Genomic DNA, 26,950 nt, shown 5'->3' with positions numbered 1-26,950 from the left:
ACTGCGGAGATGCCTTCGACCCACGCACGGCCACTCAGAAGTATTGCAATGCGAACTGTTCCGCTGGTGCACAGCGAGAGGCCGAGGGTGGGCGTTACGACGCTGTCTGTGATTTGGATGGATGCGAGGCGAATACCGGATGGGATGGAGTCGGGGCACCGCGCCGGTTCTGTTCCAATGCCCACAAGCAAAAGGCGTACCGCCTACGTAAGGCCGCTGAGCGCGCTTCTGGCAGCCGCTGATGGGTAAGCCGGTACCGAGTGTCAGCGGGGCAGAGATAGCCGCTTAGAGAGGCGTCTAGCCCTTTGGGCGCTCCCAGCCGGCCGTCACGGTTAGGCAACGAATGGCTGCCGGGTGCCGGAATTCCGAAGCTATCCATCTTTGGCCTTTACGAACTCACTCTCTGGACCATGTGGGTGTTTCCTCTCGCCTCTGGTGAACCTCGGTGTTCTTCCCTTCAGTCGGCGCGTGGCCGGTCGTCTCTCCTCGGCCGGTCCGCCCGTCGGCACGCCTAAACGTTTAGGTGTGGTTGACGTCCCCACACGCTGCGGCTGCTCCCGCATCCCCTTAATTCTTGGGCGAGTTGTAGTCACGTGCGCATAGTCGGCGTACTCCTCCCCGATGGGCCCTCTTGCCCGCTGTGATCTGAGCAGAGATCCGGCGAGCAAGAGGGCCCTTTTGCGTATCTGAAAGGAATCCCCCATGACCACATGGGACATTACGACCGAGGGTCAGGGTTCTACTTCCCGCCTCAATACAGCGCGAATGCAGCAGGGTTCGACTGGGAATGTCGACCGCCTACTAACGGAGCACCGGGCCGCATCCTCCGCTGTCAGCCACAACGACATGATGCTGAGCGTTTACGAGGAGCGCGCGCTAAAGCATGAAGCCGAACTAGAGGCAGTGCGGGCCAAGGGTGAACCGGTGGCGGAGATTGACCCTGAGGAACTGGCCGCGCGAATTTTCAACCGCATTCACGCCCCCTGGCTCTGAACTAACCCGCCGAGGAGATACCCAAATGACCGAGATCACCACACCAGAAGATCTAGTTACTTCCAACCATGCATTCATGATGCGCAACAAGCGTCATGGGGTCCTAGCGCCGAAGGCGGCCGAGGATCGTTGGCAGGACCTACAGGCCGTTGTCAGCGAGATGGGTCGGCTTTCCGATCTGTATTACGAGCGGGCCGAGGCCGCCGAGGAGGCTCGCCTAGAGGCTGTCGCCGCTTATGCGCGCGCTGCTGATACCGGAAAGGCTGCTCCGGCCGGTCTGGGTTCAAAGGTGCAGGATGCCAAGCTAGCCGTTGACGGGACGCTGCGCGCCTACCGGGATAACCTCCCGCGATTGGTGGCCGCACGTAAGGCGTATGACGCGCTGTTTGATGACCGCAAGTTCATCACCGAGTATCGCGCGGCTGTTTCGGCAGAATTCCTAAAGCGGCGCGAGGCTGCGGTGAACGCATTCAAGGTCCTGGATACAGAGATTCCAGCGCTGTCCGAACTGTACGGACTGCTTGGCGAGTTCACGCTAGACAACCTGCTGGGCGATGCCGTCCGCGCCATTGAGTACAACGGCGATCAGCTCACGCATGGGGGCGTGTTCACCGGACAGGGGCACGGTAGTTGGAACGACTCCAAGCTGAGCGAGGCTCTTAGCGAGGTTCGCCGGTACGTGCTCAGCGATGACCCAATCAAGGGCGGCACCCTGCTAACCGAGGATCTAGACACCATCGCCGATGCGCTGCCCGAGCTGGCCGAGCAGCGTTACGAAGAGTGGCAGGAAGCGCTAGCGGCGTCTCGAATGACGATGACGCACGCGAGCCCTTATGGCAACTACAACCATTAGGCATTCGTTTGCGGGGTCGGCCCGGACCACCGGCCCCGCTTCGCGAGAAAGGACCCGCGCTTATGGCATGGGAGACCAGTAATCGACGTTCCCGCCTACCGGCCAACTGGGCAAAGCTGCGGCAGCGGGTCATTCGACGTGCCGGGGGTCGCTGTGAGGCCGTCCTACTCGATACCGGCCAACGCTGCGGGGAATCGGGCACAGACGTTGACCACATAGCCCCGGGTGATAACCATGCCCTTGACAATCTCCAGTTGCTTTGCCGATGGCACCACACCAGGAAGACGCAAGCCGAGGCAGCAACAGCGAGAGGGCCCCGCTTGAGAACGCATATAGACCGGAGGGCTAGAGAGTCCTCGCCCGACCCATGGTGACCAATGGTGCGAGTGACGCAAATCTCTGAGATCGGCTCGAATTTCACAGAACGTGACGGCCGGCTGGGGTTACGGAAGGTGATCGGAGGGGTGGGGGGTGACCCCCTTTCGGCCCCTTTCCGGATCGCAAGCGTATAGCCGTCGTTTGGATGCGTGCTCGCATCGCTCCCAGCTCCAGCAAACCTCTACGCACCGTAAGGAGGTGCCATGTCCGAAACTAGCCGATCGACTGCATTCCGTGACGAGATTGCGGACACTTTCGACCTTGACCCGGATCATGCCCGCATCGTTGATCAGGCCGCCCGCATTCTCGATGAACTCGATCTCATGGAATCGGCCATCGCCCAACACGGTGCAATTGTGCAAGGGCGTTACGGTCCGCAGATCAATCCCGCACTAGAGCAGGCGGATAAGCACCGCAAGACGTTTATGGCGCTACTCAAGTCGCTTAGCCTGCCGCGTGAAACGGCCGCCGAGGTTATCGACATGACCGAGGCCGTAGCGTCTAAGGCCCGCAGTGATGCAGCGCGAAAGGCTGCCCGCGCCCGATGGGGGAACCGAGGATGAGCCGCCGCCGTTACTCCGCCGCTGTCCCGTTGCCGGTCCGTGTGGAACGCCTGCTAGGCATGTGCGCCCCTACTCCCGCTGTTGTGCGTGGCGTACTCAGTGAACACCCCGAGGCGGCAAGCCTTTACAGCGAGGATGCGGCCGACTGGATTACGGACCGGGAACTTTCCCCAACGTATTTCAGCGGGCCGGATTATGCCGTGATGATGGCCGAGATGAACCGGGATCACGCAATTGACGATTGGTTCCGGTCCATGAGATTCCGCCACACTTACCGTGCACCTTTGCCGCTGTATTCGACACGGCTTATCGGGTTTGGTGTGCCGCCGCTTGAGTCGTCAGTGTTGCACTTGCCTGCGCTCCGCTGGTCTACCCGTTGCGCTGTCCGCATGACCGCCGACCACACCTAAACGTCAAGGTGTGGTCCTGGCCCCCGATGACTGGCCCCGCTGTGGGTTGGTCGTCGGGGGCTTTGTGCGTCCCCGGTGGTACCTTCGAAAGAAAGGCGGGAAGTCTGGCCGGCTGCGGGATGCTGGGTACCCTCGGGCCCGAGATTGCAAGGGAATCGGCCCCCTTCGAATCTCAGGCAGTGGCAGGTACCGAGGTAGTTCCTGACGGTCCGTCAGATTCAGTGGAGTAGCAGGTTCGAAGGTGTCACGAGTCGGGCCCGCTCGAACAAGTCACGGGCAGTGTGGTTCTTCAGGTACGGGCGAATCCGGCTATGCATGGCGGCTAGGTTTCGATCGCACTGCCCGGACTGCACCAGGGGGTATATCTCCAAGACCCGCCCCCACGTCTCGCACGCCGCCTCCAAGTGGCCAACCTCTAGTTGCCGTTCGGCCAGCATGGACAAATAGCGGATACTCGTCCGCCGGAACGTGCTGGGACGTAGCCGATCCGATTCCTTGAGAGATTCGATGGAACCCGCTACGTCTCCCAGTTGGTAGCGCACTTGACCCACGTGATATGCCAGCGAGGAAGGGTTATAGGACCCGAAAGTCTTCGACTGCGATTCGGCCTTTTCCATGGCCGTCTCGGCTTCCCTGATGCGCTGTAGAGCCATGCGCCGGTTTCCCTCTTGCGCGGCTGCGTGTGCCTGCTGTCCGGCGAGGAAAGCGCGCATTCGAGGACCGGCCTGCGGGGAAGCGGCGGCGGCAGCGTCTGCGAGTCGCAATGCTTCGGCCCCGTGTCCGAGGTCTACGGCCTGAACGCTCATTCCTCGGAGGGTGGTGCAGAACGTTAGGTGATCCTCGGAAGCCCCGGCGAGTTCCAGCGCTTTCAGGTAGTAGCGCTGAGCCATTCCGTGCACGCCCTCATCCACCGCCATATATCCCGTGAGATATGAGAGATCGGAGGCGGCGGCCATCATCGCTTTGCGAATATCCCCCGGGGCATCAGCGCGCAGATAGGGGGCGACGGTATTAACCACATAGGCAGCAGCCATCGGCCGCGCTGTTCGTCCGCCGAATTGGTCGTCAATATCTGACAACCGTTCGGTCATCGCAATGACCGATTGAACGTCGGACATGCCGATGCGCTGTGTCTCGCCCCTTTGGGCGACTTCCATTCGGCCAACCACGTCCGGCCAATTTGGCACGGTGAGGGCGACAGAAAACAGACCTACTCCGAGCACGCTCCGGCGCGACGGGTCCATATCTTGCCTCCCCAGGTCTAGCAGTCCTTCCACGGTACTGGGGAGCGCGCTGGACTCTTCGGCGGGAGGGGGCGGGAATCCTGCCTCGCTGTGCGTGATGGGACGGGCGAGTTTCCGGGCCAGCGCTTCCAAGATCAGCGGGCGGACGGCCTCTTTCGGCATGTGCCCGTTGAGCCACTGGTGCACGGAAGGCTCTCGGTATTTGAGGGGCGTTCCCCGCTCGGTCCCCAGCTTGTTGACCTCTTGGGCGAACTGGCGGAGCGTCCACCCGGTTTCCCGGTGCAGTCGGGCAAGTGCCTCGTTGGGGCTGGTCACCGGTCATCAACTCCCCGCGTCTTCAAGCCGCTTAAAGCTCTTAAGTCCTGGCGCTGTTGCAACGGTACCTCTCGGCTGTGGTTACGCGGTTGCCTTCTGTGAGCAGCCGAACGAACACGAGAGGTGCAGCCATGAGCAGCCCTGAGAGCGCACGTGAGCACCCCCGGGACTGGGAGGCGGGGGAAACGGCGCTGGACGTCTCCACGGGCCGAGTGGGCCGCGTCATGGGCCACGTGGGACCGCGCTACCAACTCCGCCCGCTGAACGGTGGGCGGGAGTGGGAAGCGGACCCGTCGAGCCTGCGGCCCGCCTACCAGTCCGACGCGCTCAGTACCGCTGTGGTCACCGCGAACACGAGCCAGCGGATAAGGGAGCGGATGTGAGAGGGGTTCCCGGGTTCACCCCGGAACAGCGCGCGGAGATCGACGCCGGTTTGGTGCGCATCCTCGCGGAGCGGGAGGCCCGGGAGTGGGAGGCCGCCATAAGACGTGCGGCCCCCGTCCTCGTTCGGCTCGCTGCGGAACAGCTCATCCACCACAAGGAGGCAAAGCCATGACGGCAACCGCGAACGACCTTCGGACCGGCCGCGCGCTGGTCAGCACGGACCTGTTCGACAGCATCGCTGAGTTCACCGTGACGCACTTCGGCTACGACCGCGACAAGGCGGAGCGGGCCACGGATCAGGCGCTCGCGTTCGTCGCCACGGTCGGCACGGCCACGGTGAAGATGGTCCCGAGTGACGACGTGGACGGTGCGCTGCACTCGTTCATCCTGCACACCGCCGACTACCGCGAGTTCTGCGAGAAGTACGCGGGCCGGTTCCTGGAGCACAACCCGCGCCCCGGTGGTGGCGGCCGGGTCCTGGAGGAGGTGCAGGCGACCGCGCACGCGATCAAGGCCAACGGGTTCATGGTGCTGGACTCGCTGTGGACCGTGAACGGCGCGAACGCGGCACAGTGCGACTCTGACTGTGGGCGGGACTACCGGGCCGCCTGACCGCCGGCCGTTCCGTTCAGGTGAGGGTGGGGCCGGTTCTCAACTGCGGGAACCGGCCTTGCTGTTGGAAGGTGAAGCATGATTTGCGATGGTCCGTACAGCCCGCCGGACGGTGCGCTGCAACTCCTGAATCCGGGCCCCGCCGAACTGGTTCTCAACCGGCGCGGGTCGTCCGTGTGGAAGGTCAAGACCGAGGCCGGTCCGTACGCTGTGAAGGTGGGGTATCCGAGCCGAACGCACGCGTGGACCGCGCTGGCCCCTGCCCGTGAAGCCGCCGTTCTGAGACAGCTCACGCATGAGCGGATTTTCAGCGGAGAGTGGGAGCACGGCACGTGGGGCGCTCAACCGTGGCGGCGGGGAGACAGCCTCTATGACCGGTGGGCACCCTGCCGGGACGGTAAGGCTGAGCCGAACATCGGAGAGGCGCTGTCGTGCGCTGTGGCTCTGTCGGGGCTGCACGGGATGGGATGGGTGCACGGTGATGTGCAGCCCGCGCATTTCCTTCTGGGGGAGTCGGCCGGGGCGTTCCTGATCGATCTTGCGCTGTCCAGCGGGGGGCGAATTCCCCGCGCCTATGACTTCCCGTACCGGGGGTGTCTCGTCCACTACGAAGCGCCGGAAATCTCGGCCAGCGTGTTGGACTCCGGCACAGCCACACCGACGCAGGAAGCGGACGTGTACGCACTGGGGGCGGCACTGTTCATCAGCGCGACGGGATGGCGGCACGTGGCCTACCCGGACGACGCTTCCCGGGAGGAACAGCGGTGGGCCATCGTGGCACGCTCACACCGCACCGTGGACATGCCCGGAGTGCTGGGAGAACTCATCCCTCACATGCTCAGCCGTTCGCCTGCTGACCGGCCTACCAGCGCCGAAGTCTGCGAGAGGCTGAGTGCGGCTCTGTAGGGCTCCCTCCGGCCCCGTCTGTGCGCTTCCCCCATGGCGCATGGGCGGGGCCTTTACGCTGGCCGGTATGGCTGAAGAGACCCGGCTAGCACTCGTTCGGCGGGCACGGAAGATCAACCGTGCGCTTGCTGATGTGTACCCGTATGCGCACTGCGAGCTAGACCACGTGAACGCGTGGCAACTGTTGGTAGCAACCGTGCTCAGCGCGCAGACGACAGACCTACGCGTGAACCAGGTGACCCCGGCGCTGTTCGCGAAGTACCCCCGGCCCGCTGATCTTGCCGGGGCGGACCCGGCGGACGTAGAGGAGCTGATCCGGCCCACGGGGTTCTTCCGTGCCAAGACTCGGAGCATCACGGGACTGGCCGCTGCGATCGTGGCCGACTTTGGCGGCATGGTGCCCAAGACCACGGCCGACCTGGTGAAACTCCCCGGTGTCGGTCGGAAGACCTCGTTCGTCGTGACCGGCAACGCGTGCGCCTGTGAGGACAGCCGGGCCGGTGATCCTGACCATGGTGCTAATGTGCACACCCCCTTCGGCGTTCCCGGGATCACCGTGGACACCCACTTCGGCCGATTGGTGCGCCGGTGGAAGTGGACCGAGCAGGAGGACCCGGAGAAGGTCGAGGCGGACATCTGGGCGATCTTCCCCAAGAGCGAGTGGACGATGCTCTCGCACCGGGTCGTCTTCCACGGCCGCCGCATCTGCCACGCCCGCAAGCCCGCCTGTGGCGCCTGCCCGATCGCCCCGCTCTGCCCGGCGTACGGGGAGGGCGAGACGGACCCGGAGAAGGCGAAGAAGCTGCTCAAGTACGAGAAGGGCGGCCAGCCGGGCCAGCGGCTGAGCCCGCCCCCGGACTACCCGGGCCGGCCCGCGCCGCCGCTGGGCGCGGGCGCGGAGCGGCAGGCGTAGGAACGAATCGGTACCCGGACCGCGTTTGCGGTGTGGGAGACGCTGTTGACAGAGGAACGCGGACAGGGGTGCCTATGACGCGCGGTACACGGGACGAGGCCGGGGTCGCTGCGGGAGTGCGCGCGGGGGGCGGCCCGGCCGTCACCACCGCGGGGCTGCCCGACTGGCTCGATCCCGTCGTCGAGGCCGCCCGGACCGTGGAGCCGCGGCAGCTGAGCCGGTTCCTGCCGCCCGAGGACGGCCGGGGGCGACAGTCGGCCGTCCTCATCCTCTTCGGGGAGGGGCTCCGGGGTCCGGAGCTGCTCCTGATGGAGCGCGCCGGCACCCTCCGCTCGCACGCGGGCCAGCCGTCCTTCCCGGGCGGCGCACTGGACCCGCAGGACGGGGATCCGCACACCACGGGCCCGCTCTCGGCCGCGCTGCGCGAGGCTGAGGAAGAGACCGGGCTTGATCCTTCCGGCGTGCAGCTCTTCGGGGTGCTGCCCCGCCTCTACATCCCCGTCAGCGAGTTCGTCGTGACTCCGGTCCTGGGCTGGTGGCACACCCCGAGCCCGGTCGGCGTGGTGGATCCGGCCGAGACGGCCCGGGTGTTCACGGTTGCCGTGGCCGATCTCACGGACCCCGAGCACCGGGTCACGACGGTCCACCCGCGGGGCCACCTGGGCCCCGGTTTCACGGTGGAATCGGCTCTGGTCTGGGGTTTCACGGCCGGGGTGATCGACCGGATCCTGCACTTCGCAGGCTGGGAACGTCCGTGGGACCGATCACGCCAGGTCCCGCTCGACTGGCACGCGTGAGACGGTGGCCCACGTGAACGTGCTGGACATCCTGTTGTTGCTCGCCGCCGTGTGGTTCGCGATCGTCGGCTACCGCCAGGGGTTCGTCGTCGGCGTCCTGTCGGTGATCGGCTTCCTCGGCGGTGGCCTCGTCGCCGTTTCCCTGCTCCCGCTGATCTGGGACCGGGTGACGGACAACGGCACCCAGGTGTCCACCACGGTCGTCGTCATCGCCGTGGTGGCGGTCATCATCTGTGCCTCGGTCGGCCAGGCGCTGACCACCCATCTCGGCGGCAAACTCCGGCGGCAGATCACCGGTGCCCCGGCGCGGGTGCTCGACGCCACCGGCGGGGCCCTGGTCAACGTGGTCGCGATGCTGCTCGTGGCCTGGCTGATCGGCTCCGCGCTGGCCGGGACCTCGCTGCCCACCCTGGGCAAGGAGGTCCGCAACTCCAAGGTGCTCCTGGGCGTTGCGCGGGTGCTGCCCGACCAGGCGAACAGCTGGTTCTCGGACTTCAGCTCCACTCTCGCGCGCAACGGCTTCCCGCAGGTGTTCAGCCCGTTCTCCAACGAGCCCATCACCGAGGTGAAGGCGCCCGATCCGGCGCTCGCCACCAGCCCCGTGGCGGACGTGGCCAAGCGCTCGATCGTGAAGGTCGTCGGTACGGCGCCCAGCTGCAGCAAGGTACTGGAGGGCACGGGCTTCGTGTTCGCGCCCGGCAAGGTCATGACCAACGCGCACGTCGTCGGCGGGGTCGGCGAGCCGACCGTGCAGATCGGCGGCGAGGGCAGGCTGTACGACGGCAAGGTCGTGCTCTACGACTGGGAGCGCGACATCGCCGTCCTGGACGTGCCCAAGCTGAAGGCGCCGCCGCTGGAGTTCACCGACAAGGACGCAGTGAGCAGCAGCGACGCGATCGTCGCCGGTTTCCCGGAGAACGGCGCGTACGACGTCCGCCCGGCCCGGGTCCGCGGCCGGATCAACGCCAACGGACCGGACATCTACCACCGCGGTACTGTCCGACGGGACGTCTACTCGCTGTTCGCGACGGTCCGTCAGGGCAACTCCGGCGGCCCGCTGCTCACGCCCGACGGCCAGGTGTACGGCGTCGTCTTCGCGAAGTCCCTCGACGACCCGAACACCGGCTACGCCCTGACCGTGGACGAGATCCGCGAGGACATCGAGAAGGGCCGGACCGCCGAGCGCCGGGTCGAGAGCCAGGGCTGCGCCCTCTGACGCGGCGCCGCCGCCGGGTCCCTACGTCCGTGGATGCCGCAGGCGTGCGGAGACCCAGCGGGCCCGGCGGCGCAGGATGCGGGAAATCCCGAGCCGTGGGTCGTGGCCGTGCCGGCCGGCCCTCTCGTGCGTGCCCGGCGTAGCTGCCGAGCGGCGTTCGTGCGCGGTGTCACCGTAGTCGTGCGTCCAGCTCATACTCGGCTCTGTGCCCGGGCCCCAAGGTCCGTAACCCCGTACGCGACGTCCAATTGGCCTATGCGCGCGGCAATTGAAAGCCCATAGGACGATCGGACTGCCGAACTGCCCCTCGTACGACGGGTGGTCAGCGGTCCGGCTCGGGGTCCTTCAGCCAGTTCACCAGCTCGGTCGAGAAGGCGGCCGGATCCTCCTCGTGCGGGAAGTGCCCGAGGCCGTCGAACAGCCTCCACCGGTAAGGGGCTTCGACGTACTCGCCGGATCCGGCGGCACTGCGCGTGCGCATCACCGGGTCGAGCGAACCGTGCAGGTGCAGCGTCGGCACCCGGACCGGCCGCTTCATCCGCCGGTTGAACTGCAGCCCGTCGGGCCGGGCCATCGACCGCATCATCCACCGGTACGGCTCGATCGAGCAGTGTGCGGTGGACGGGATGCACATGGCCCGCCGGTACACGGCGAGATCCTCCTCCTCGGGGGGACGCGGCCCCGACCAGTCGCGGATCAGGTCCCCCACGAGGGCGCCGTCGTCGGCGACGAGCTGCCGCTCGGGCAGGAAGGGCCGCTGGAAGCCCCAGATGTGTGAACTCGCCCGGGACTGACCGAAGTCCGACAGCATCGCCGAGCGCCACCGCCGAGGGTGGGGCATGGAGGACACCACGAGCCGGCGCACCAGCTTGGGCCGCATCACGGCCGCCGTCCACGCGAGGTACCCGCCCAGGTCGTGCCCGACGAGAGCGGCGTCCGGCTCGCCGAGGGACCGCACGACCCCGGTGATGTCGAGCGCCAGGTTGGGGGGGTCGTAGCCACGTGGGGTGCGGTCGCTGCCGCCGACCCCGCGCAGGTCCATCGCGACGGCCCGGTACCCGGCGTCGGCCAGAGCGGTCAGCTGGTGCCGCCAGGTCCACCAGAACTGCGGGAAGCCGTGCAGCAGCAGCACCAGCGGGCCGTCACCGAGCTCGGCGACGTGGAAGCGGGCACCGTTGGCGGCCACGTCCCGGTGCGTCACCGCTTCCCCGCCGGGGAGGCCGAGCCGCACCGCCGTGGTGGCCGTGGGCGGAATGCTGGGGTCCGGCGTGGGCGCTGTCATGAGGACGAGCGTGCCACACCCACAGCCTGGTCACTCACCGGCCGCGGGTGCGGCTTGACGGTCCCGACCAGCGCGGCGGTCTGCTTGACCGAGGCGATGGACTTCTCCGGCGGCTTGATCTTCTTGAACTTCCGTACGGCGATCAGCGCGAGGACACCCGCGATCAGCAGGAACGCGCCGCCGACGATCAGGAAGGACCAGGCCAGGCCGAGCCCCAGGTTGTGGATCCCGTACGCGGCCGCGAAGGTCAGCACCGGGAGGGAGAAGACGGCGAACACTCCTGCGACGGCGATGGAGGCGCTACCGCTGCCCACACGCTTGACGTCCTCGCGGAGTTCCGCCTTGGCCAGGGCGATCTCGTCGTGAACCAGGGCGGACATCTCGGCGGTGGCCGAGGCGACCAGCTGGCCGAGTGTGCGCTCGGCTCCCTGCGCCTCTTGGTCCACTGCGCTCATCGCTCTCTCCCTCTGTCGTCGTCCGCCACCCGGCGGCGCCGTGCGTGTCCCTGCGTCGTCCCTCAGATCATGCCGGACGGTCGGCCTCGGTGGTGGACCCGGCCGCGGTTCGCAGCGCGGCGGCCGCCGCCTTCTCCGCCTTGCGGCGGTGCTCCGCCGCCCGGTCCTCGTAGATCTTGGCCATCCGCAGGTGGTAGTCGGGGTTGTCCTCCTCGTAGATGTCCGGGATGCCGTCGTGGTCCTCGTCGCGCTCCTCGGCCTCGGTGAGCGCGCGGTAGCGGCGGTTGCGGAGCTTGAGCAGGACGCACGCGATCACGGCGGAGATGAGGGAGCCGAACAGGACGGCGGCCTTGATCTCGTCGGCGAGGGTCGCGTCGTCGGCGAAGGCGAGCTCGCCGATGAGGAGGGACACGGTGAAGCCGATGCCCGCGAGGGTGGCCACGGCGAGTACGTCGGGCCAGGCCAGGTCCTCGTTCAGCTCGGCCTTTGTGAAGCGGGCGGCCAGCCAGGTGCCGCCGAAGATGCCCACGGTCTTTCCGACGACGAGGCCGAGGACCACGCCGAGGGTCTCGGGGCGCGTGAAGACCTGTGCGATGGCCTCGTCGGAGAGCGAGACGCCGGCGGAGAAGAGGGCGAAGAGCGGCACGGCGAGTCCGGCCGAGACGGGCCGGACCAGGTGCTCGATGTGCTCGCCGGGGGAGGTTCGCTCGCCTTCCCGACGGGTGCAGCGGAGCATCAGGCCCATGGCGACGCCGGCGATGGTGGCGTGCACGCCGCTGTTGTACATCAGGCCCCAGACGACCAGGGCGAGCGGGACGTAGACGTACCAGCCCCGGACGTCGCGGCGGAGCAGGAACCAGAAGAGGGCCAGGCCCACGAGTGCGCCGCCGAGCGCCAGGAAGTTGATCTCGCTGGTGAAGAAGACCGCGATGATCAGGATGGCGAACAGGTCGTCGACGACGGCGAGGGTCAGCAGGAAGGCGCGCAGGGCCGAGGGCAGTGAGGTGCCGATGACGGCGAGGACGGCGAGCGCGAAGGCGATGTCGGTGGCCGTCGGAACCGCCCAGCCGTCCATCGAGCCGTTGCCCGTGAGGTTGACCAGGGCGTAGACCAGCGCCGGCACGGCCATGCCGCAGAGGGCGGCGATCACGGGGAGCGCGGCGGCCTTGGGATCGCGCAGGTCGCCCGCGACGAGTTCGCGCTTGAGCTCGATGCCCGCGACGAAGAAGAAGATGGCGAGGAGGCCGTCGGCCGCCCAGTGCTGGAGCGAGAGGTCCAGGCCGAGGGAGGCGGGTCCGATGTGGAAGGACCGGACGCTCGCGTAGCTGTCCGATACGGCGGGGATGTTGGCCCACAGGAGGGCGGCGATCGCGGCCACCAGGAGCAGGACGCCGCCTACCGTCTCGGCGCGCAGGGCGTCGGCGATGAAGCGGCTCTCGGGCAGCGAGAGGCGGCCGAGCAGCTTGCGGCTCTTGTGGTCGGTGGGGCTGGGCGCGGCCACGGGGGGCACCTCCGGGGGCGGTTGGACGGCATGGCGGAACTCGTTGCCGACCAGACTTCCCGGCGCACCCTGTGGTCTTTCTTTACGCTTAAACACTTTACAGGGTGTACGCAACGGTGCATCCGGCGATCGTTACTTTATTCGCGAAACGGGCACCCGGCGCGTCGTGCCGAGTGCCCGTCTCCGCGTGGATCGCCGGTGTCGCCGGGTCAGTCCTCGCTGCCGGCGGCGGCCGGGAGCTTGCTCTGGATGAGGTCCATCACCGAGGAGTCGGCGAGCGTGGTGACGTCGCCGACGGCGCGGTTCTCCGCCACATCGCGCAGCAGGCGGCGCATGATCTTGCCAGAGCGGGTCTTCGGCAGCTCCTGAACCGGCAGGATCCGCTTGGGCTTGGCGATCGGGCCGAGCGTGCTGCCCACGTGGTCGCGCAGGTCACTGACCAGGCTTCCGGTCTCGGAGGCGCTGCCGCGCAGGATGACGAAGGCCACGATGGCCTGGCCGGTGGTCTCGTCGGCGGCGCCCACCACGGCCGCCTCGGCGACCGACGGGTGCGAGACCAGTGCCGACTCGACCTCGGTGGTCGAGATGTTGTGACCGGAGACCAGCATCACGTCGTCCACCCGGCCCAACAGCCAGATGTCGCCGTCGTCGTCCTTCTTCGCACCGTCGCCCGCGAAGTACTTGCCCTCGAAGCGCGACCAGTAGGTGTCGATGAAGCGCTGGTCGTCGCCCCAGATGGTGCGCAGCATCGACGGCCACGGCTCGGTGAGCACCAGATAGCCGCCTCCGCCGTTCGGGACCTCGTGCGCCTCGTCGTCCACGACGGTGGCGGAGATTCCGGGCAGAGCCCGCTGGGCGGATCCGGGCTTGGTGTGCGTGACGCCCGGCAGCGGGGAGATCATCATCGCGCCGGTCTCGGTCTGCCACCAGGTGTCCACGATCGGGCACCGGTCGCCGCCGATGTGCTTGCGGTACCAGACCCAGGCCTCGGGGTTGATCGGCTCGCCGACCGAGCCCAGGACGCGCAGGCTCGACAGGTCGAACTTCGCGGGGATGTCGTCGCCCCACTTCATGAACGTGCGGATGGCCGTCGGCGCCGTGTAGAGGATCGTGACGCCGTACTTCTGCACGACCTCCCAGAAGCGGCCCTGGTGGGGGGTGTCCGGCGTGCCCTCGTACATGACCTGCGTGGCGCCGTTCGCGAGCGGCCCGTAGACGATGTAGGAGTGCCCAGTCACCCAGCCGATGTCGGCCGTGCACCAGTAGACGTCGCTCTCCGGCTTCAGGTCGAAGACCGCGTGGTGGGTGTACGCCGCCTGCGTGAGGTAGCCGCCGGAGGTGTGCAGGATGCCCTTCGGCTTACCCGTGGTCCCCGAGGTGTAGAGGATGAAGAGCGGGTGCTCGGCGTCGAATGCCTGCGGGGTGTGCTCGGCGGACTGGCGGGCGACCGCATCGTGCCACCAGACGTCGCGGCCCTCGGTGAAGGAGGTGTCCTGGCCGGTGCGCCGTACCACGAGCACGTGCTCGACCTGCGGGCACTTGGCGACGGCCTCGTCGATGGCGGGCTTCAGGGCGCTGGGCTTGCCGCGGCGGTAGCCGCCGTCGGCGGTGATGACCAGCTTGGCGTCGGCATCCTGGATGCGGGAGGCGACGGCGTCGGCGGAGAAGCCGCCGAAGACCACGGAGTGCGCGGCACCGATGCGGGCGCACGCGAGCATCGCGACGACCGCCTCGGGGATCATCGGGAGGTAGATGGCGACGCGGTCGCCGGCCTCGACGCCCAGCTCGGTGAGGGCGTTGGCGGCCCTGGAGACCTCGTCCTTGAGCTCGGCGTAGGTGATCGCGCGGCTGTCGCCGGGCTCGCCCTCGAAGTGGATGGCGACGCGGTCGCCGTTGCCGGCCTCCACGTGGCGGTCCACGCAGTTGTAGGCGACGTTCAGCCTGCCGTCGGCGAACCACTTCGCGAAGGGCGGGTTGGTCCAGTCGAGCGTCTCGGTCGGCTCGGTGGCCCAGGTCAGCCGCCGGGCCTGCTCGGCCCAGAAGCCCAGCCGGTCCGCGTCGGCCTGTGCATACGCAGCCTCTTTCACATTGGCGGCGGCGGCCAGATCGGCGGGCGGTGCGAACCGCCGCTCCTCCTTGAGCAGATTGGCCAGGCTCTCATTGCTCACGACATCTCCCTTTCCCAGGGTGTCCGTTGTGTCCCCGGGCATAGCTCATCAGTCTGCGGCCCAGGTGACAAGGGGTAACCTGAAATTGGTTTAGACCTATATCACGAAGGCGGCCCGCGCAGGAACGGCGTGCGAAGGGCCCCTCCCCGCTGCAGGGTGCGGGAAGGGGCCAAACGGTGGCACGGATATCGGAGGGTATCGGTTCAGGCGTGCTGGCCGACCGTGTCGAAGACCCTGCAGTCGAAGAAGTCATCCCCCTCGGACAGCAGATACGCCTGGGCCTCGCCCACGTGGAAGTACATCCCGTGCAGCTCCAGGGTGCCCTCCGCGAGCCTCCTGGCCACCGACTCGTGGGCCCTCAGGTGTTCCAGTTGCTGGACCACATTGGTCAGGCACAGCTGCTCCACCGCGTCCGCGGGGAGCCTGCCGGCGATCCGGGCCCAGGCGTGGTGGCGGCTGGACATCCGCGCCAGGCTGGGCAGTCCGTGCCGCAGCCAGCGGCGCAGCGGAGTCATCGCGACCCCGGGCGCCGAGCTGAGCAGGGCCTGCATGGCCCCACAGCCCGAGTGCCCGCAGACCGTGATGCTGTCCACCTGCAGCACGTCCACCGCGTACTCGATGGCCGCAGCGACGGAGTCGTCCGTGGACTCAGCTCCGGGCAGCGGCACCAGATTGCCGACGTTGCGCACGGTGAACAGGTCTCCCGGGCCGCTCGCCGTGATCATGCTGGTCACCAGCCGGGAGTCCGCGCAGGTGATGAACAGCTGCGAGGGCCGCTGCCCCTCGCGGGCCAGCCGGGCCAGCTCGTCCCGTACGTGGGGCGCTGTGTCGCGGTGGAAGGCGCTGATCCCACTGGCCAGTTGGCCCGCGCCGCGCAGCCGGGGCGCCGGCGCCCCGGCCTGCCCCTCACCGCCCGCGGTGTCCGTGGCCGCCGCGGCCGCCATCGTCGCGGCCGTGGTGGCGGTACGGGTGGAAGCGGCGCGGTGGTCGCAGTGGTTCTGCCAGGGGGTCCAGGGACGGCAGCACTGGTGCGTCCCGCGCTGCTGGGCGCGACGCGACCGCTCGCCCTGGTGGCCGCCCTCGGCGTGGCGGACGTCGTGGCCGCTGTCCGGCGCGTGCGCCCCGCCCGGGACGTCGGCCCGGTCCGCTCCGTCGGGCGTGTGCGCTCCGCCGTCCCCGGTCTGTTCGGCCCCGGTGATCCGGGCTGCCTGTCCCGAGCGGCCGGTGACCTCCAGGGTTCCGCCGTGCGCCAGATGGGACAGCTGCCAGTCCCGGATGGTCTCGTAGGCCGCGTGGTCCATGAAGGAGCCGTCGAGCTCGAGCACGGCGTGCGCGTCGTGCGGGATCTGGCCCAGCACGCGGCTCAGCCGTGGCACCGCGAGGAAGGTCAACTGGCCGTGCGCCCGCACCTGGTGGGCGCCGCCGTCCAGCCGCTCCAGCGTGATCCGGGTCCGGGCGAGGCGGTGCAGGGCCAGGGCCACGGCGACCGCGATGCCCACGGCCACGCCCTCCAGCACCCCACCGAGCACCACGGCCGCAATGGTCGTCCCGTAGACCAGGGCCTCCCGGTGCCGGGTGACGCTGCGCAGGTGCGTGATGCTGACCATCTGCACGCCCACCGCCATCACCAGGGCGGCCAGCGTGGCCAGCGGGATCAGGTCCAGGAGGGGCACCAGCAGGAAGGCCGCGAGCAGCACCCAGCACCCGTGGATCATGGTGGACTTCCGGCTGGCCGCGCCGGACTTGACGTTCGCCACGCTGCGCACGGCCACACCCGTGATGGGTAGCCCGCCCAGGGCTCCGGAGACGATGTTCGCCGCGCCCTGCCCGCGCAGTTCCCGGTCGAGGTCGGCACGGGGCGGGCGGTTGTCCGTGCCCCGCTCGGAGGCGATCAGCTTGTCGGTCGCGACCGCCGAGAGCAGGGATTCCACACTTCCGACCAGGGTGATGGTCAGTACGGCGGCGATGAGGCCGAGGACCGGCCCCTCGGGCATTTCCGGAAGGGCGTGGCTGCGCCAGGACGGCAGGTCCACCCGAGGCAGGCTGAGCCCGGCCAGTGCGGCGACGGCGGTTGCCGTGGCGACGGCGGCGAGGGGGGCCGGCACCTTGCGCAGTGCACGGCCCGGCCGCCCGGGCAGCCGCGGCCAGCCGAGCAGGACGACCAGGGTCAGTGCGCTGACTCCGAGCGCCACCGGGTGCAGGTCCGCCAGCTGGGCAGGCAGGCCGAGGACGTTCGCCACGGCCGAGCTCTGCGGAGTGCCGCCGAGCACGATGTGCAGTTGGGCCAGTGCGATCGTCACGCCGATGCCCGCGAGCATGCCGTGCACGATGGCAGGGCTGACCATGAGCGCGGACCGGGCGGTGCGCAGGGCGGCGAGGCCGAGCTGACAGACACCGGCGAGCACGGTGATGGCGCACGTGGTGCGCCATCCGTACCGCTGGATCAACTCGGCGGTGACCACGGTGAGTCCGGCGGCCGGCCCGCTGACCTGGAGGGGGGCGCCGCCCAGGCGTCCGGCGACGATCCCACCCACCGCGGCCGCGACCAGGCCCGCCTGCAGCGGGGCTCCGGTGGCGAGGGCGATGCCGAGGGAGAGCGGGATGGCGATCAGGAAGACGGTGATGGAGGCGGAGAGGTCCGCGGGGAGGTCTTTGCGGACCCCTCGGGGTGTGCTGGTGGGGGAAGTGGCTGTCATGGGGTCCCGTCTCCTCGGGGATGAGGGGTGAAGCGGCGGGAATCTCAACACTCAGTAAATGGATGGTAATGGAGAGTAAAGATGAGTAGCGAACAATTCGGGCAAATGGACTACGAATTAGCACTCATGGGTGATTAAGCATTTTGTCCGGCTTGTCATACCTTCCTCGTCCGGGGCCGCGTGGGACGTTGCGGCGCGGAAGTCCTGCGATGCAACAGCGAGGGAGAGGTGGGGCGGATGATCGCCGCCACGAAGAAGATCGCCGGCGGCCTGGTCGCCACGGCGCTGGTCCTGGGCGTCGCCGGGTGCACCGCCTCGGAACCCGCGAAGCGCCCGGCCGCCGGAGGCCCCAACGCGCTCAAGGCTGCACCTGAGGCCCCCGGCAGCGTCAACCGTCCCATCGGTGACGGCTCGACCGCGTACACCGGACCGCAGCCGAACGTGCGGAAGCCCCAGAAGATGAAGCCGGGGGAGAAGCCCCCGCAGTTCGTGGTGTTCTCGTGGGACGGGGCCGGCGAGGACAGTCAGAAGCTCTTCTCGCACTTTCGCGAGGTCGGCAAGAAGTACGACGCCCGGATGACGTATTTCCTCAGCGGCGTGTACATGCTCCCCGAGGAGAAGCGTTTCCTCTACACCGCTCCGCAGCACTCGCCCGGCCGCTCCGACATCGGCTTCGGCGACCTCCAGGGCATCAAGGACACCGCCGCCCAGGTCCGCGCGGCCTGGCTGGAGGGCAACGAGATCGGCACCCACTTCAACGGGCACTTCTGCGGGCCCGACGGCGGCGTCGGGACGTGGTCCGTGGAGGAGTGGAGGAGCGAGATCGACCAGGCCAAGTCCTTCGTCAAGAACTGGAAGACCAATGCGGGCCTGAAGAAGGAAGAGGCGCTCCCCTTCGATTACGACAAGGAGCTCATCGGTGCCCGCACCCCCTGCCTCGAAGGCCAGAAGAACTTCATGCTGGCTGCGAAGGACATGGGATTCCGCTACGACTCCAGCGGGATCAGCAAGCAGATCTGGCCCAAGAAGACCGATGGGCTCTGGGACATCCCGCTCCAGTTGGTGCCCATGCCGGGACGCGCCTTCGACACCCTGAGCATGGACTACAACTACATGGTCAACCAGTCCGGGACGACTTCGCAGGGCGACCCCTCGCAGCATGCCTACTGGGGCGACCAGATGCGTGACGGCCTGCGGCAGGCCTTCGACCGCGTCTACCAGGGAAACCGCGCGCCGCTGATCATCGGCAACCACTTCGAGTCCTGGAACGGCGGCACCTACATGCGTGCCGTCGAGGAGTCGATCAAGGGCATGTGCACGCAGAAGGAGGTCCGCTGCGTGCCGTTCCGGGAACTGGTGGACTGGTTGGACGCCCAGGACCCGAAGGCCTTGGAGTGGATGCGCACCCTCGACGTCGGCGAGGCGCCGAAGGAGGGCTGGACGAAGTTCCTGACCGTGGGGCCGCCGGCGCCGCCGGCCGCCCCCGCCGGCGTCAAGCCGGCTGCGGAGCCGGCCGAGGGGACTGGTGACGAGGGCTGACGACCTCCTCGGCGCTCGCGCCGCCGTCGATCGCGCCGGGGGTGCGCAGGCCCTCGCGCAGGACGAAGCCGGGGTCGACCTGCTCCGCCAGGTCGGCTCCGGTCCTGGCGTTGCCCCAGCTCTCGGCGTTCTTGAGGTGGAAGCCCACCATCTGCTCGGTGTACCGGGTCCAGTCGCGGTGCGCGTAGGAGTCGTCGGCGGTGTCCTGGAGCGCCTGGAACGCGAACCGATTGGTCGCCTCCAGCAGTTCGAAGGAGGCCGGGCGGCCCTTCTCCATCGCCCGCACCCAGTCGGAGTGTCCGACGGTGACCAGTAGGTCCTCGCCGACCTCGTCCTGGAGGAACTCGATGTCCTCGGGGCCCTGCACCTTGTTGCCGACGACCTTGAGGGCGACCCCGAAGTCCCGGGCGTACTCCTTGTACTGGCGGTACACGGAGACGCCCTTGCGCGTTGGCTCGGCGACCAGGAAGGTCATGTCGAAGCGGGTGAACAGGCCCGAGGCGAAGGAGTCCGAGCCCGCCGTCATGTCGACGACCACGTACTCGTCGGGCCCGTCGACGAGGTGGTTGAGGCAGAGCTCGACCGCACCGACCTTGGAGTGGTAGCAGGCCACGCCCAGGTCGGCTTCGGTGAACGGCCCCGTCGCCATGAGGCGTACGGGCCCGCCGTCGAGCACGACCGTTCGCGCGCAGGCCTCGTACACCGGGTTGTCCTCGGTGACGCGCAGGAGGCGTGAGCCCCGGCCGGGCGGGGTGGTCTTGATCATCGTCTCCGCGGACGCGATGCGCGGGTTGGAGCCCCGCAGGTACTCCTTGATCAGGGGCAGGTGGGCGCCCAGGGCGGGCAGCGAGGCCGCCTCGTCCTCGGTGAGCCCGAGCGCGGCGCCCAGGTGCTGGTTGATGTCGGCGTCCACCGCGACGACGGGGGCCTCATTGGCGGCGAGGTGGCGGATGAAGAGGGAGGACAGCGTGGTCTTGCCGCTGCCGCCCTTTCCCACGAAAGCGATCTTCATGTTCACCAAGCGTAGCGGCTATGTAGCGCTGAGTTGTCAAGGTGAGTGAAGAAGACCACTCCAAGGAGGGGTCGGTGTCGCGCCCGCACAGTGCGTAGGCTCCCTACTTATGAGTAGCGCTTCTGACCCGTTGGCCGCCCTGGCCGGGCTGCCGGGTGTCGCCGATTCCGTGGATTCCGTACGCAAGGCCGTGGACCGGGTCTACGGGCACCGGGTGATGCGCCGCCGCAGCGGTGAGATCACCTCGGAGGCCGCCCTGCGCGGCGCCCGCGGCAGCGCGGCGCTGTCCGGCGCGGACTGGGCTCTGGAAGAGGTGCGGCGGCGTACCGACTTCGGCTCGGAACCGGAGGCACTCACCGTGGGGGCCGCGCTGCGGCTCACGGCGGAGGCCGGGCAGCTGCTCAGCATCTGGCGCCAGTCCCCGCTGCGCGTCCTGGCGCGCCTGCATCTCGTCGCGGTCGGCTCGACGGCCGGGGGCGACGTGGTGGGCCGCCCGCGCCTCGCCGGCGAGTCGGTGGTCGAGCCGCTGGTGGAGGCGCCGCTGCCGACGGCGGACGAAGTCGCCGGCCGCCTCGACGGCCTGTCCCGGATCGTCATCGCGGGCGGTTCGGCCCCGGCCCTGGTCACGGCGGCGGTCGTGCACGGTGAGTTGCTGGCGCTGCGGCCGTTCGGCTCCTACAACGGGCTGGTCGCGCGCGCGGCCGAGCGCATCGTCCTGATCAACAGCGGCCTGGACCCCAAGGCGATCTGCCCGGCGGAGGTCGGTCACGCCGAGCAGGGCGCCGAGGCCTATCTGGCCGCCTTCGCGGGCTATCTCTCCGGAACCCCGGAGGGTGTGGCGGCCTGGATTGCGCACTGTGGACGTGCGATCGAGCTTGGCGTGCGGGAGTCGACGGCGGTCTGCGAGGCCCTGCAGCGCGGCGCGGCCTGAACCGGTCGCGAGGTTCCGGGCCCGGACATGGGTTGCGGCGACACCGTACTGCTCTGGTGTCGCCGCTGGCACTTACGCCCAGTTACCAAGCGTCCTCGAAGGTTGCCCATCAGGTCGGGTACTTTGCCCGTCACCTGGTGCGGCTGGCCCGTAATCGACGGGTCGACGTCGCGTGGGTGCTCGGCGCTCATGCTTCGGTCCGTGGGCCTTACTGCGTTTTAAAGATGATCCTCTCGGATGTTCTTTGGTCTCGCGGGCCGTTGCTTTATTTGTACTCCGCTTCGCTGCTATGCGAAACCCCTGGCTCCACTTTTTACTTTCCGGACGACCGGGGGCGAACCGGGCAGCCTGAATCGGTGCAGGTGGGGCAATCAGCCTGAGGCGGCCGCCGACAGGGTGTGGGCCCGGCGGCGGCTCGCGTACCAGACGAGCCCGGCCGTGGCGGCTGCCGCGCCCACCGCTGCTGCGGCGATCAGCGCCGGGCGGGCGGGCATCGACAGCCCGGGGAGCCGCTGCTTCAGCCGGACGGGCCGGCTGAAGACCAGCACCGGCCATTCGCGTGCCGTCGCTTCCCGGCGCAGCGCCCGATCGGGGTTGACCGCGTGCGGGTGCCCGACCGCTTCCAGCATCGGGATGTCGGTCGCCGAGTCGCTGTAGGCGTAGCACCGGGAGAGGTCGTAGCCCTCGGACTCGGCGAGCTCCCGTACGGCCTCCGCCTTGGTGGGCCCGTAGGCGTAGTAGTCGATCTCACCGGTGAAGCAGCCGTCCTCACCCACGACCATGCGCGTGGCGACGACCCGGTCCGCGCCGAGCATCTCCCCGATCGGCTCGACCACCTCGGCTCCGGAGGTCGACACGATCACCACGTCGCGGCCGGCCGTGTGGTGGGCCTCGATCAGGGAGGCGGCTTCGTCGTAGATGATGGGGTCGATGAGGTCGTGCAGGGTTTCCGCGACGATCTCCCGCACCTGCTGCACGTTCCATCCCTTGCAGAGGGCGGACAGGTACTCCCGCATCCGTTCCATCTGATCGTGGTCGGCGCCGCCGGCCAGGAAGATGAACTGGATGTATGCGGTCCGCAACACGGCTCGCCGGTTGATCAGGCCGCCTTGGTAGAAGGACTTGCTGAACGTCAGGGTGCTCGACTTCGCAATGACCGTCTTGTCCAGATCGAAGAAGGCAGCGGTGCGGGGCGAGGAGTGCGGCATGGGCTGATTTTCCACGCACCGAGCATATGCGCCCACCATTCGGCGTAAGGTGTGGCGCGTGGGTTTGCCTGAGAGGGCTCTCGGGTACACCATGGAAGTCACGGATCGTTCGCGACCGTGCTAACCCGGTCTGGCTCCTCCCCCCCCGAGTCGGACCGTGGGGACGACCCCCGCTCTCCCCCCCGGCGGGGGTCGTCGCATGTCCGGACGCAGTTCGCGTCCCTTGCTCCGGCCCTGAACGGCCATCTCCTCGGCCCTCCTCCTGTGTGGGGCGCGCCGGTTCCGCACCCTCACCACGTCAGACTCGTGACGCTGCGTAGTGGTTCCCGTGCGCTCTGGAACTCACCTGTGAGAGTGACCGGGTTATTCACAATCGATGGGTTGTCCACAGTTATTGGGCAAGATCCACTTCTTTTTCCCGATCCCTGCACGGTGATTCCAGCCGCGAAGTCCGCGGCGCTGGGGATTTGCAGTGAGAAGGGGGCGGAGATCGTGGCTCGATCGAAGTCGTGCGAAACGCCGAAGTCGGTGAGGAACGGAAGGGAGCAGGAGGCGGGCAGCGGCGCAGCAGCCGCGCCCGCGGCCGGGACCGCCGGGGGACGACCGCTGATCATCACCGAAGACCCCCTGCTGCTCGACGACTTGCTGCGGCTGTGCGCGGCGGCGGGGGCCGAACCGCACGTGCTCCACACGATGCCGGCGCGCGGCGGCGCGGTCGTGGAAGCGGAGGGCGGATCTGTCCCGAGCGGGGCCGATCCGGCCGTTTCCGCGACTGGCTTCAACACGGGCGGTGCTGGCTGGGAGTCGGCCCCTCTCGTGCTGGTCGGGGACGACGCCGCGAGGCGTGTGCGGGGTGCGCCGCGCAGGACCGGGGTCTTCCTCGTCGGACGGGACCCGGACGATCCCCTCGTGTGGCAAAGGGCGGTGGAGATCGGCGCCGAGGAGGTGCTGCGCCTCCCCGACGCCGAGAGCCGGCTCGTGGACCGGATCGCCGACGTCGTCGAAGGGGCCGGACGGCCCGCCCTCGCCGTCGGCGTGATCGGGGGCAGTGGCGGGGCGGGCGCCTCCACCCTCGCCTGCGCCCTCGCCGTCCGTGCCGCCCGTGCCGGTGAGCGGACCATGCTCATCGACGGAGACCCCTTGGGCGGCGGCATGGACGTCCTGCTCGGCGGCGAGGGTGCCGAGGGGCTGCGCTGGCCGGACTTCGCGGCCTCCCGGGGACGGGTCGGAGCCGGAGCGCTGGAGGAGTCCCTGCCCGAACTGCACGACCTGCGGGTGCTCAGCTGGGACCGGGGGGACCGTGTGGTCGTGCCTCCGGCCGCCGTCCGCGCGGTGTTGGCCGCGGCGCGCCGCCGGGGCGGCGTCGTCGTGGTCGACCTCCCGCGCCGGGTGGACGAGGCCGTGGCCGAGGTCCTCGCTCAGCTTGACCTGGTGCTGATGGTGGTGCCGGGTGAGCTGCGTTCGGTGGCGGCGGCGGGACGGGTGGCCGCCGGGGTGCGGATGGTGGCCCGGGACGTCCGCGTCGTCGTCCGGGGCCGCTGCCCCGGCGGTCTCGATCCGGAGTCCGTCGCAGGGCTGTTGGGGGCTCCGCTGGCCGGTGAGGTGCCCGTCGAGGTCGGGCTCCCGGGACGGGTGGCCGAGGGGGAGCCGCCGGGGGCGCAGGGGCGCGGTGCTCTCTCCCGCTTCTGCGACGGCTTCTGGCAGCGGGCCCTCGGCGCCGGTCAGGGGGTGCCGGCATGAGCGCGGTACTGCTGGACGCGGTGCGCCGGCGGCTCGCCGAGAGCGGGGCGGAGCCGACCCCGGCGCGGGTGGCGGCCGCCCTGCGCGCACAGGGCAGGCTGCTGGGCGACGAAGAAGTACTGGGTGCGGCAGCTGAGTTGCGCTCCGAACTGGTCGGTGCGGGCCCGCTGGAGCCGCTCCTGGCCGATCCGGAGGTGACCGACGTGCTGGTGGCCGCCCCGGACCGGGTGTGGGTGGACCGCGGGGGCGGGCTGGAGCTGACGGGGGTGACCTTCGACGACGCGGGATCCGTGCGCAGGCTCGCCCAGCGGCTGGCCGCTGTGGCCGGGCGGCGGCTCGACGACGCCCGGCCCTGGGTGGACGCCCGGATGCCCGACGGCACGCGGCTGCACGCCGTGCTGCCACCGGTCGCGGTCGGCTCGGCCTGCCTCTCTCTGCGGGTGGTGCGGCCGCGGGCTTTCACACTGGACGAGCTCGTCGCGGCGGGCACGCTGCCACCGGGCGGGCAGCGGCTGTTGCGGGACATGGTCGAGGCCCGGTTGTCGTTCCTTGTCTCCGGCGGGACCGGGACCGGCAAGACCACCTTGCTCAGTGCCCTGTTGGGGCTGGTCGGGCCGGGCGAGCGGATCGTGCTGGCCGAGGATTCGGCCGAGCTGCGCCCCGACCATCCGCACGTGGTGCGGCTGGAGACCCGGCCGGCCAATCAGGAGGGGGCGGGGCTGGTCACGCTGGCGGACCTGGTCAGGCAGGCGCTGCGGATGAGGCCCGACCGGCTGGTGGTCGGCGAGGTGCGCGGCGCCGAAGTGGCGGACCTGCTTGCGGCGCTGAACACCGGTCACGAGGGGGGATGCGGCACGGTGCACGCCAATGCGGCCGCTCACGTCCCGGCCCGGCTGGAGGCGCTGGGGACGGCCGCGGGGCTCGACCGGGGCGCACTGCACAGCCAGTTGGCCGCCGCGCTGACGCTGGTGTTGCACCTGGTGCGGGACCGGGAAGGGCGGCGCCGGGTGGCCGAGGTGCATGTGCTGGAGCGGGACGCCGCCGGACTGGTGGTGACCGTACCGGCGCTGAGGTGGGCAGCCCGGGGCTTCGTACGGGAGCAGGGCTGGGATCGGCTGCGCCCGCTGCTGCGAGGTGCCCGGTGAGCGCCGGGGCGGTGCTGCCGCTGCCGCTGTTCGCCGGAGTGCTGTGCGCGGGCGCGGCCGCTTGGGGGATCACCGGCGGCGACCGGGGGTCCCGGCGGGCCAGGGCGGTGCTCGCCGGAGGGTGGCAGCCGCCCGGGTGCGGACGCCCGCCGCGCCGCGAGCTGCTGCTGGGCGCCCTGCGGGTGCGGGCCGGGCGGTGGCGGGAGTGGGCCTGCCTCGCGGCCGGGGCGGTGATCGCGGTCCTGGGCGGGTCGGTGCTCCCGCTGCTGGTCGGGGCGGGAGCGGTACCACTGGTGCGGCGCTGGCTGCGGGCGCGGGCGTGCGAGCGGGCCCGCACCGCCCGGGCCGCCGAGGTGGTGGCCCTGTGCGGGGCGGCGGTGGGCGAGCTGCGGGCCGGAGCCCAGCCCGGGCAGGCGCTGACGGCGGCCATGCGGCGGACGGCCGCCGGCCCGGGCGGGCCGGGTGCGGCGGAGGCGGGTGTGCTGGCTGCCGCGGCGTTCGGCGGGGATGTGTCCGGGGCGCTGCGCCAGGCGGCCAAGGAGCCGGGAGCGGAGGGGCTGGCCGGGATGGCCGCCTGCTGGCGGGTGTCGGCGGACGGCGGTGCGGGGCTGGCCGCCGGGCTGGACCGGCTGGAGGGAGCCCTGCGGGCCGAGCGGGACCGGCAGGAGTCGCTGCGGGCCCAGTTGGCGGGCGCGCGGTCGACGGTGCTGGTGCTCGCGCTGCTCCCGCTGGTGGGTCTGTTGATCGGCACCGGGCTGGGTGCGAACCCGTTGCGGGTTCTGCTGCACACCCCCATGGGGTGGGTCTGCCTGCTGGCGGGCGGGGTGCTGGAGGCGCTGGGGCTCTTGTGGTGCCGGCGGATCGTCCGGGCGGGCGAACGGTGATGGCCGGATTCTTCGTCCACAGGCTGGGGATCGTCCTGGGTGCGGCGGCGGCCCCGTGGATGGTGTCGGCCTTGGCGGCGCGGGTCAGGGAGCGCGCCGTCCGGCGCAGGACCGCGGCGCTGCTGGGTGCGCGGTCAGTGCCGCGCGAGCCGGTGTCGGATTCCGTGCTGCGAAGGGCGGCGGTGGCGTGGGCCGCTCCGGCCGGGGCGCTGCTGGCGGGCTGGGTGCTCGTCGGCGGAGCGACCGGTGCGGCTGTCGGCTGTCTGGCCGCGGCCGTGGTGCGGCGCCTGCGGTCCGGGCCGCAGACGGCCCGGGCGGATCCGCAGGAGGGCGAGCGCCAGCTGCCGTTCGCCGCCGATCTGCTGGCCGCGTGCCTGGCGGCCGGAGCCGGGCCGGTGGAGGCGGCGGAGGTGGTGGGCGAGTCGCTGGGCGGACCGGTGGGCGAACGGCTTGCGAGCGCCGGGGCGGAGCTGCGGCTCGGCAGCGAACCGGGTTCCGGGTGGGGGAGGTTGGCGGAGATACCGGGTGCCCGGGGACTCGCCGAATGCCTGGAGCGGGCCGCGCGGACCGGTGCGCCCGCGGCGGAGCCGATGTCGCGGCTCGCCTCCGGGCTCCGGGAGGACCGGGCCCGCCGGGCCGGGGCCAGGGCGCAGCGGGCGGCGGTCCTCGTCACCGCACCGGTGGGGCTGTGCTTCCTTCCCGCATTTCTTTCGATCGGGGTCGCGCCGGTGGTGATCGGTATGGCCTCAGGACTTCTCTCCAGCCCCTGAAGTCGCAATGACCACACAAAAAACGGAAATCCACA

General features: G+C 69.5%; 23 protein-coding genes. 15 read left to right on the top strand and 8 right to left on the bottom strand.

The window, feature by feature from the left end; translation table 11 throughout:
- Positions 1–702: 702 nt before the first annotated feature.
- From AW27_RS15095 to AW27_RS15085, 3 genes are all read left to right on the top strand, one after another.
- Positions 703–993 carry a hypothetical protein gene (locus tag AW27_RS15095; RefSeq protein WP_037920989.1) on the top strand — a complete coding sequence of 97 codons (291 nt, stop codon included), beginning with the start codon at positions 703–705 and terminating at the stop codon, positions 991–993.
- A 25-nt stretch (positions 994–1,018) separates the two neighbouring features.
- Positions 1,019–1,846, top strand: coding sequence for a hypothetical protein (locus tag AW27_RS15090; protein WP_037920992.1), 828 nt, complete (start codon positions 1,019–1,021; stop codon positions 1,844–1,846).
- A 581-nt stretch (positions 1,847–2,427) separates the two neighbouring features.
- Positions 2,428–2,787 (top strand): hypothetical protein, encoded by a 360-nt coding sequence (locus AW27_RS15085; protein WP_157840225.1) that lies wholly within the window; start codon positions 2,428–2,430, stop codon positions 2,785–2,787.
- Between the two features lie 628 nt (positions 2,788–3,415).
- Here the strand turns inward: AW27_RS15085 and AW27_RS15080 are convergent.
- On the bottom strand, positions 3,416–4,756 hold the full coding sequence (locus AW27_RS15080) for an NsdA family TPR-like regulatory protein (protein ID WP_037920999.1): 1,341 nt from the start codon (positions 4,754–4,756) through the stop codon (positions 3,416–3,418).
- Between the two features lie 131 nt (positions 4,757–4,887).
- Between AW27_RS15080 and AW27_RS15075 the strand changes: the two genes are divergently transcribed.
- The 6 genes from AW27_RS15075 to AW27_RS15050 all read left to right on the top strand — a co-directional run bounded on the left by AW27_RS15075 (position 4,888) and on the right by AW27_RS15050 (position 9,584).
- Complete coding sequence (locus tag AW27_RS15075; RefSeq protein ID WP_052030396.1) at positions 4,888–5,139, top strand: hypothetical protein; 252 nt, start codon at positions 4,888–4,890, stop codon at positions 5,137–5,139.
- Between the two features lie 169 nt (positions 5,140–5,308).
- Complete coding sequence (locus AW27_RS15070; protein ID WP_037921001.1) at positions 5,309–5,752, top strand: glycine-rich domain-containing protein; 444 nt, start codon at positions 5,309–5,311, stop codon at positions 5,750–5,752.
- 78 nt (positions 5,753–5,830) lie between these two features.
- Complete coding sequence (locus AW27_RS15065; protein ID WP_037921005.1) at positions 5,831–6,658, top strand: protein kinase family protein; 828 nt, start codon at positions 5,831–5,833, stop codon at positions 6,656–6,658.
- 40 nt (positions 6,659–6,698) lie between these two features.
- Complete coding sequence (locus AW27_RS15060; protein WP_052030398.1) at positions 6,699–7,571, top strand: endonuclease III domain-containing protein; 873 nt, start codon at positions 6,699–6,701, stop codon at positions 7,569–7,571.
- Positions 7,572–7,645: 74 nt separating this feature from the next.
- On the top strand, positions 7,646–8,368 hold the full coding sequence (locus AW27_RS15055) for an NUDIX hydrolase (RefSeq protein WP_078556361.1): 723 nt from the start codon (positions 7,646–7,648) through the stop codon (positions 8,366–8,368).
- 13 nt (positions 8,369–8,381) lie between these two features.
- Positions 8,382–9,584 carry a MarP family serine protease gene (locus AW27_RS15050; RefSeq protein WP_037921510.1) on the top strand — a complete coding sequence of 401 codons (1,203 nt, stop codon included), beginning with the start codon at positions 8,382–8,384 and terminating at the stop codon, positions 9,582–9,584.
- Positions 9,585–9,906: 322 nt separating this feature from the next.
- Here the strand turns inward: AW27_RS15050 and AW27_RS15045 are convergent, their stop codons facing one another.
- The 5 genes from AW27_RS15045 to AW27_RS15025 form a co-directional block, all read right to left on the bottom strand.
- On the bottom strand, positions 9,907–10,866 hold the full coding sequence (locus AW27_RS15045; protein ID WP_037921006.1) for an alpha/beta fold hydrolase: 960 nt from the start codon (positions 10,864–10,866) through the stop codon (positions 9,907–9,909).
- Positions 10,863–11,321: a phage holin family protein gene (locus tag AW27_RS15040; protein WP_037921007.1), complete on the bottom strand. Its 459-nt coding sequence runs from the start codon at positions 11,319–11,321 to the stop codon at positions 10,863–10,865. The genes AW27_RS15045 and AW27_RS15040 overlap by 4 nt, the downstream gene beginning before the upstream one ends.
- 67 nt (positions 11,322–11,388) lie before the next feature.
- Complete coding sequence (gene nhaA / locus AW27_RS15035; protein ID WP_106967577.1) at positions 11,389–12,822, bottom strand: Na+/H+ antiporter NhaA; 1,434 nt, start codon at positions 12,820–12,822, stop codon at positions 11,389–11,391.
- 209 nt (positions 12,823–13,031) lie between these two features.
- The gene (gene acs, locus AW27_RS15030) at positions 13,032–15,032 is read right to left on the bottom strand and encodes an acetate--CoA ligase (protein ID WP_172671315.1); all 2,001 of its coding nucleotides are present in this window, start codon (positions 15,030–15,032) and stop codon (positions 13,032–13,034) included.
- A 161-nt stretch (positions 15,033–15,193) separates the two neighbouring features.
- Positions 15,194–17,686 (bottom strand): SulP family inorganic anion transporter, encoded by a 2,493-nt coding sequence (locus tag AW27_RS15025; protein ID WP_052030400.1) that lies wholly within the window; start codon positions 17,684–17,686, stop codon positions 15,194–15,196.
- Between the two features lie 237 nt (positions 17,687–17,923).
- Between AW27_RS15025 and AW27_RS15020 the strand changes: the two genes are divergently transcribed.
- Complete coding sequence (locus tag AW27_RS15020; protein ID WP_037921012.1) at positions 17,924–19,225, top strand: polysaccharide deacetylase family protein; 1,302 nt, start codon at positions 17,924–17,926, stop codon at positions 19,223–19,225.
- On the opposite strand, the gene AW27_RS15015 is transcribed toward AW27_RS15020, so the two are convergent.
- Positions 19,179–20,237, bottom strand: a complete 1,059-nt coding sequence (locus AW27_RS15015) for an ATP-binding protein (RefSeq protein ID WP_078556363.1) — start codon at positions 20,235–20,237, stop codon at positions 19,179–19,181. The two genes, AW27_RS15020 and AW27_RS15015, sit on opposite strands and share 47 nt — an antisense overlap.
- Positions 20,238–20,346: 109 nt before the next feature.
- Here AW27_RS15015 and AW27_RS15010 point away from each other — a divergent pair, with 109 nt between their 5' ends.
- Positions 20,347–21,168 (top strand): Fic family protein, encoded by an 822-nt coding sequence (locus AW27_RS15010; RefSeq protein WP_037921014.1) that lies wholly within the window; start codon positions 20,347–20,349, stop codon positions 21,166–21,168.
- Between the two features lie 371 nt (positions 21,169–21,539).
- Here the strand turns inward: AW27_RS15010 and AW27_RS15005 are convergent, their stop codons facing one another.
- Complete coding sequence (locus AW27_RS15005) at positions 21,540–22,376, bottom strand: HAD family hydrolase (RefSeq protein WP_037921017.1); 837 nt, start codon at positions 22,374–22,376, stop codon at positions 21,540–21,542.
- A 528-nt stretch (positions 22,377–22,904) separates the two neighbouring features.
- On the opposite strand from AW27_RS15005, the gene ssd reads away from it, so the two are divergent.
- Genes ssd through AW27_RS14985 form a run of 4 tightly spaced genes read left to right on the top strand, consistent with a single transcriptional unit; the run spans position 22,905 to position 26,915 of the window.
- The gene (gene ssd, locus AW27_RS15000) at positions 22,905–24,116 is read left to right on the top strand and encodes a septum site-determining protein Ssd (RefSeq protein ID WP_037921026.1); all 1,212 of its coding nucleotides are present in this window, start codon (positions 22,905–22,907) and stop codon (positions 24,114–24,116) included.
- A complete protein-coding gene (locus AW27_RS14995; protein ID WP_037921029.1) occupies positions 24,113–25,261 on the top strand; it encodes a TadA family conjugal transfer-associated ATPase in 1,149 nt (382 codons plus the stop codon). The genes ssd and AW27_RS14995 overlap by 4 nt, the downstream gene beginning before the upstream one ends.
- Positions 25,258–26,145, top strand: coding sequence for a type II secretion system F family protein (locus AW27_RS14990; RefSeq protein ID WP_236647622.1), 888 nt, complete (start codon positions 25,258–25,260; stop codon positions 26,143–26,145). The genes AW27_RS14995 and AW27_RS14990 overlap by 4 nt, the downstream gene beginning before the upstream one ends.
- On the top strand, positions 26,145–26,915 hold the full coding sequence (locus AW27_RS14985; protein ID WP_037921032.1) for a type II secretion system F family protein: 771 nt from the start codon (positions 26,145–26,147) through the stop codon (positions 26,913–26,915). The genes AW27_RS14990 and AW27_RS14985 overlap by 1 nt, the downstream gene beginning before the upstream one ends.
- Positions 26,916–26,950: the final 35 nt, after the last annotated feature.

It is taken from the genome of Streptomyces sp. PCS3-D2, assembly GCF_000612545.2.
Taxonomy (GTDB): domain Bacteria; phylum Actinomycetota; class Actinomycetes; order Streptomycetales; family Streptomycetaceae; genus Streptomyces.
This window is presented reverse-complemented; position numbering and strand designations above follow the sequence as displayed.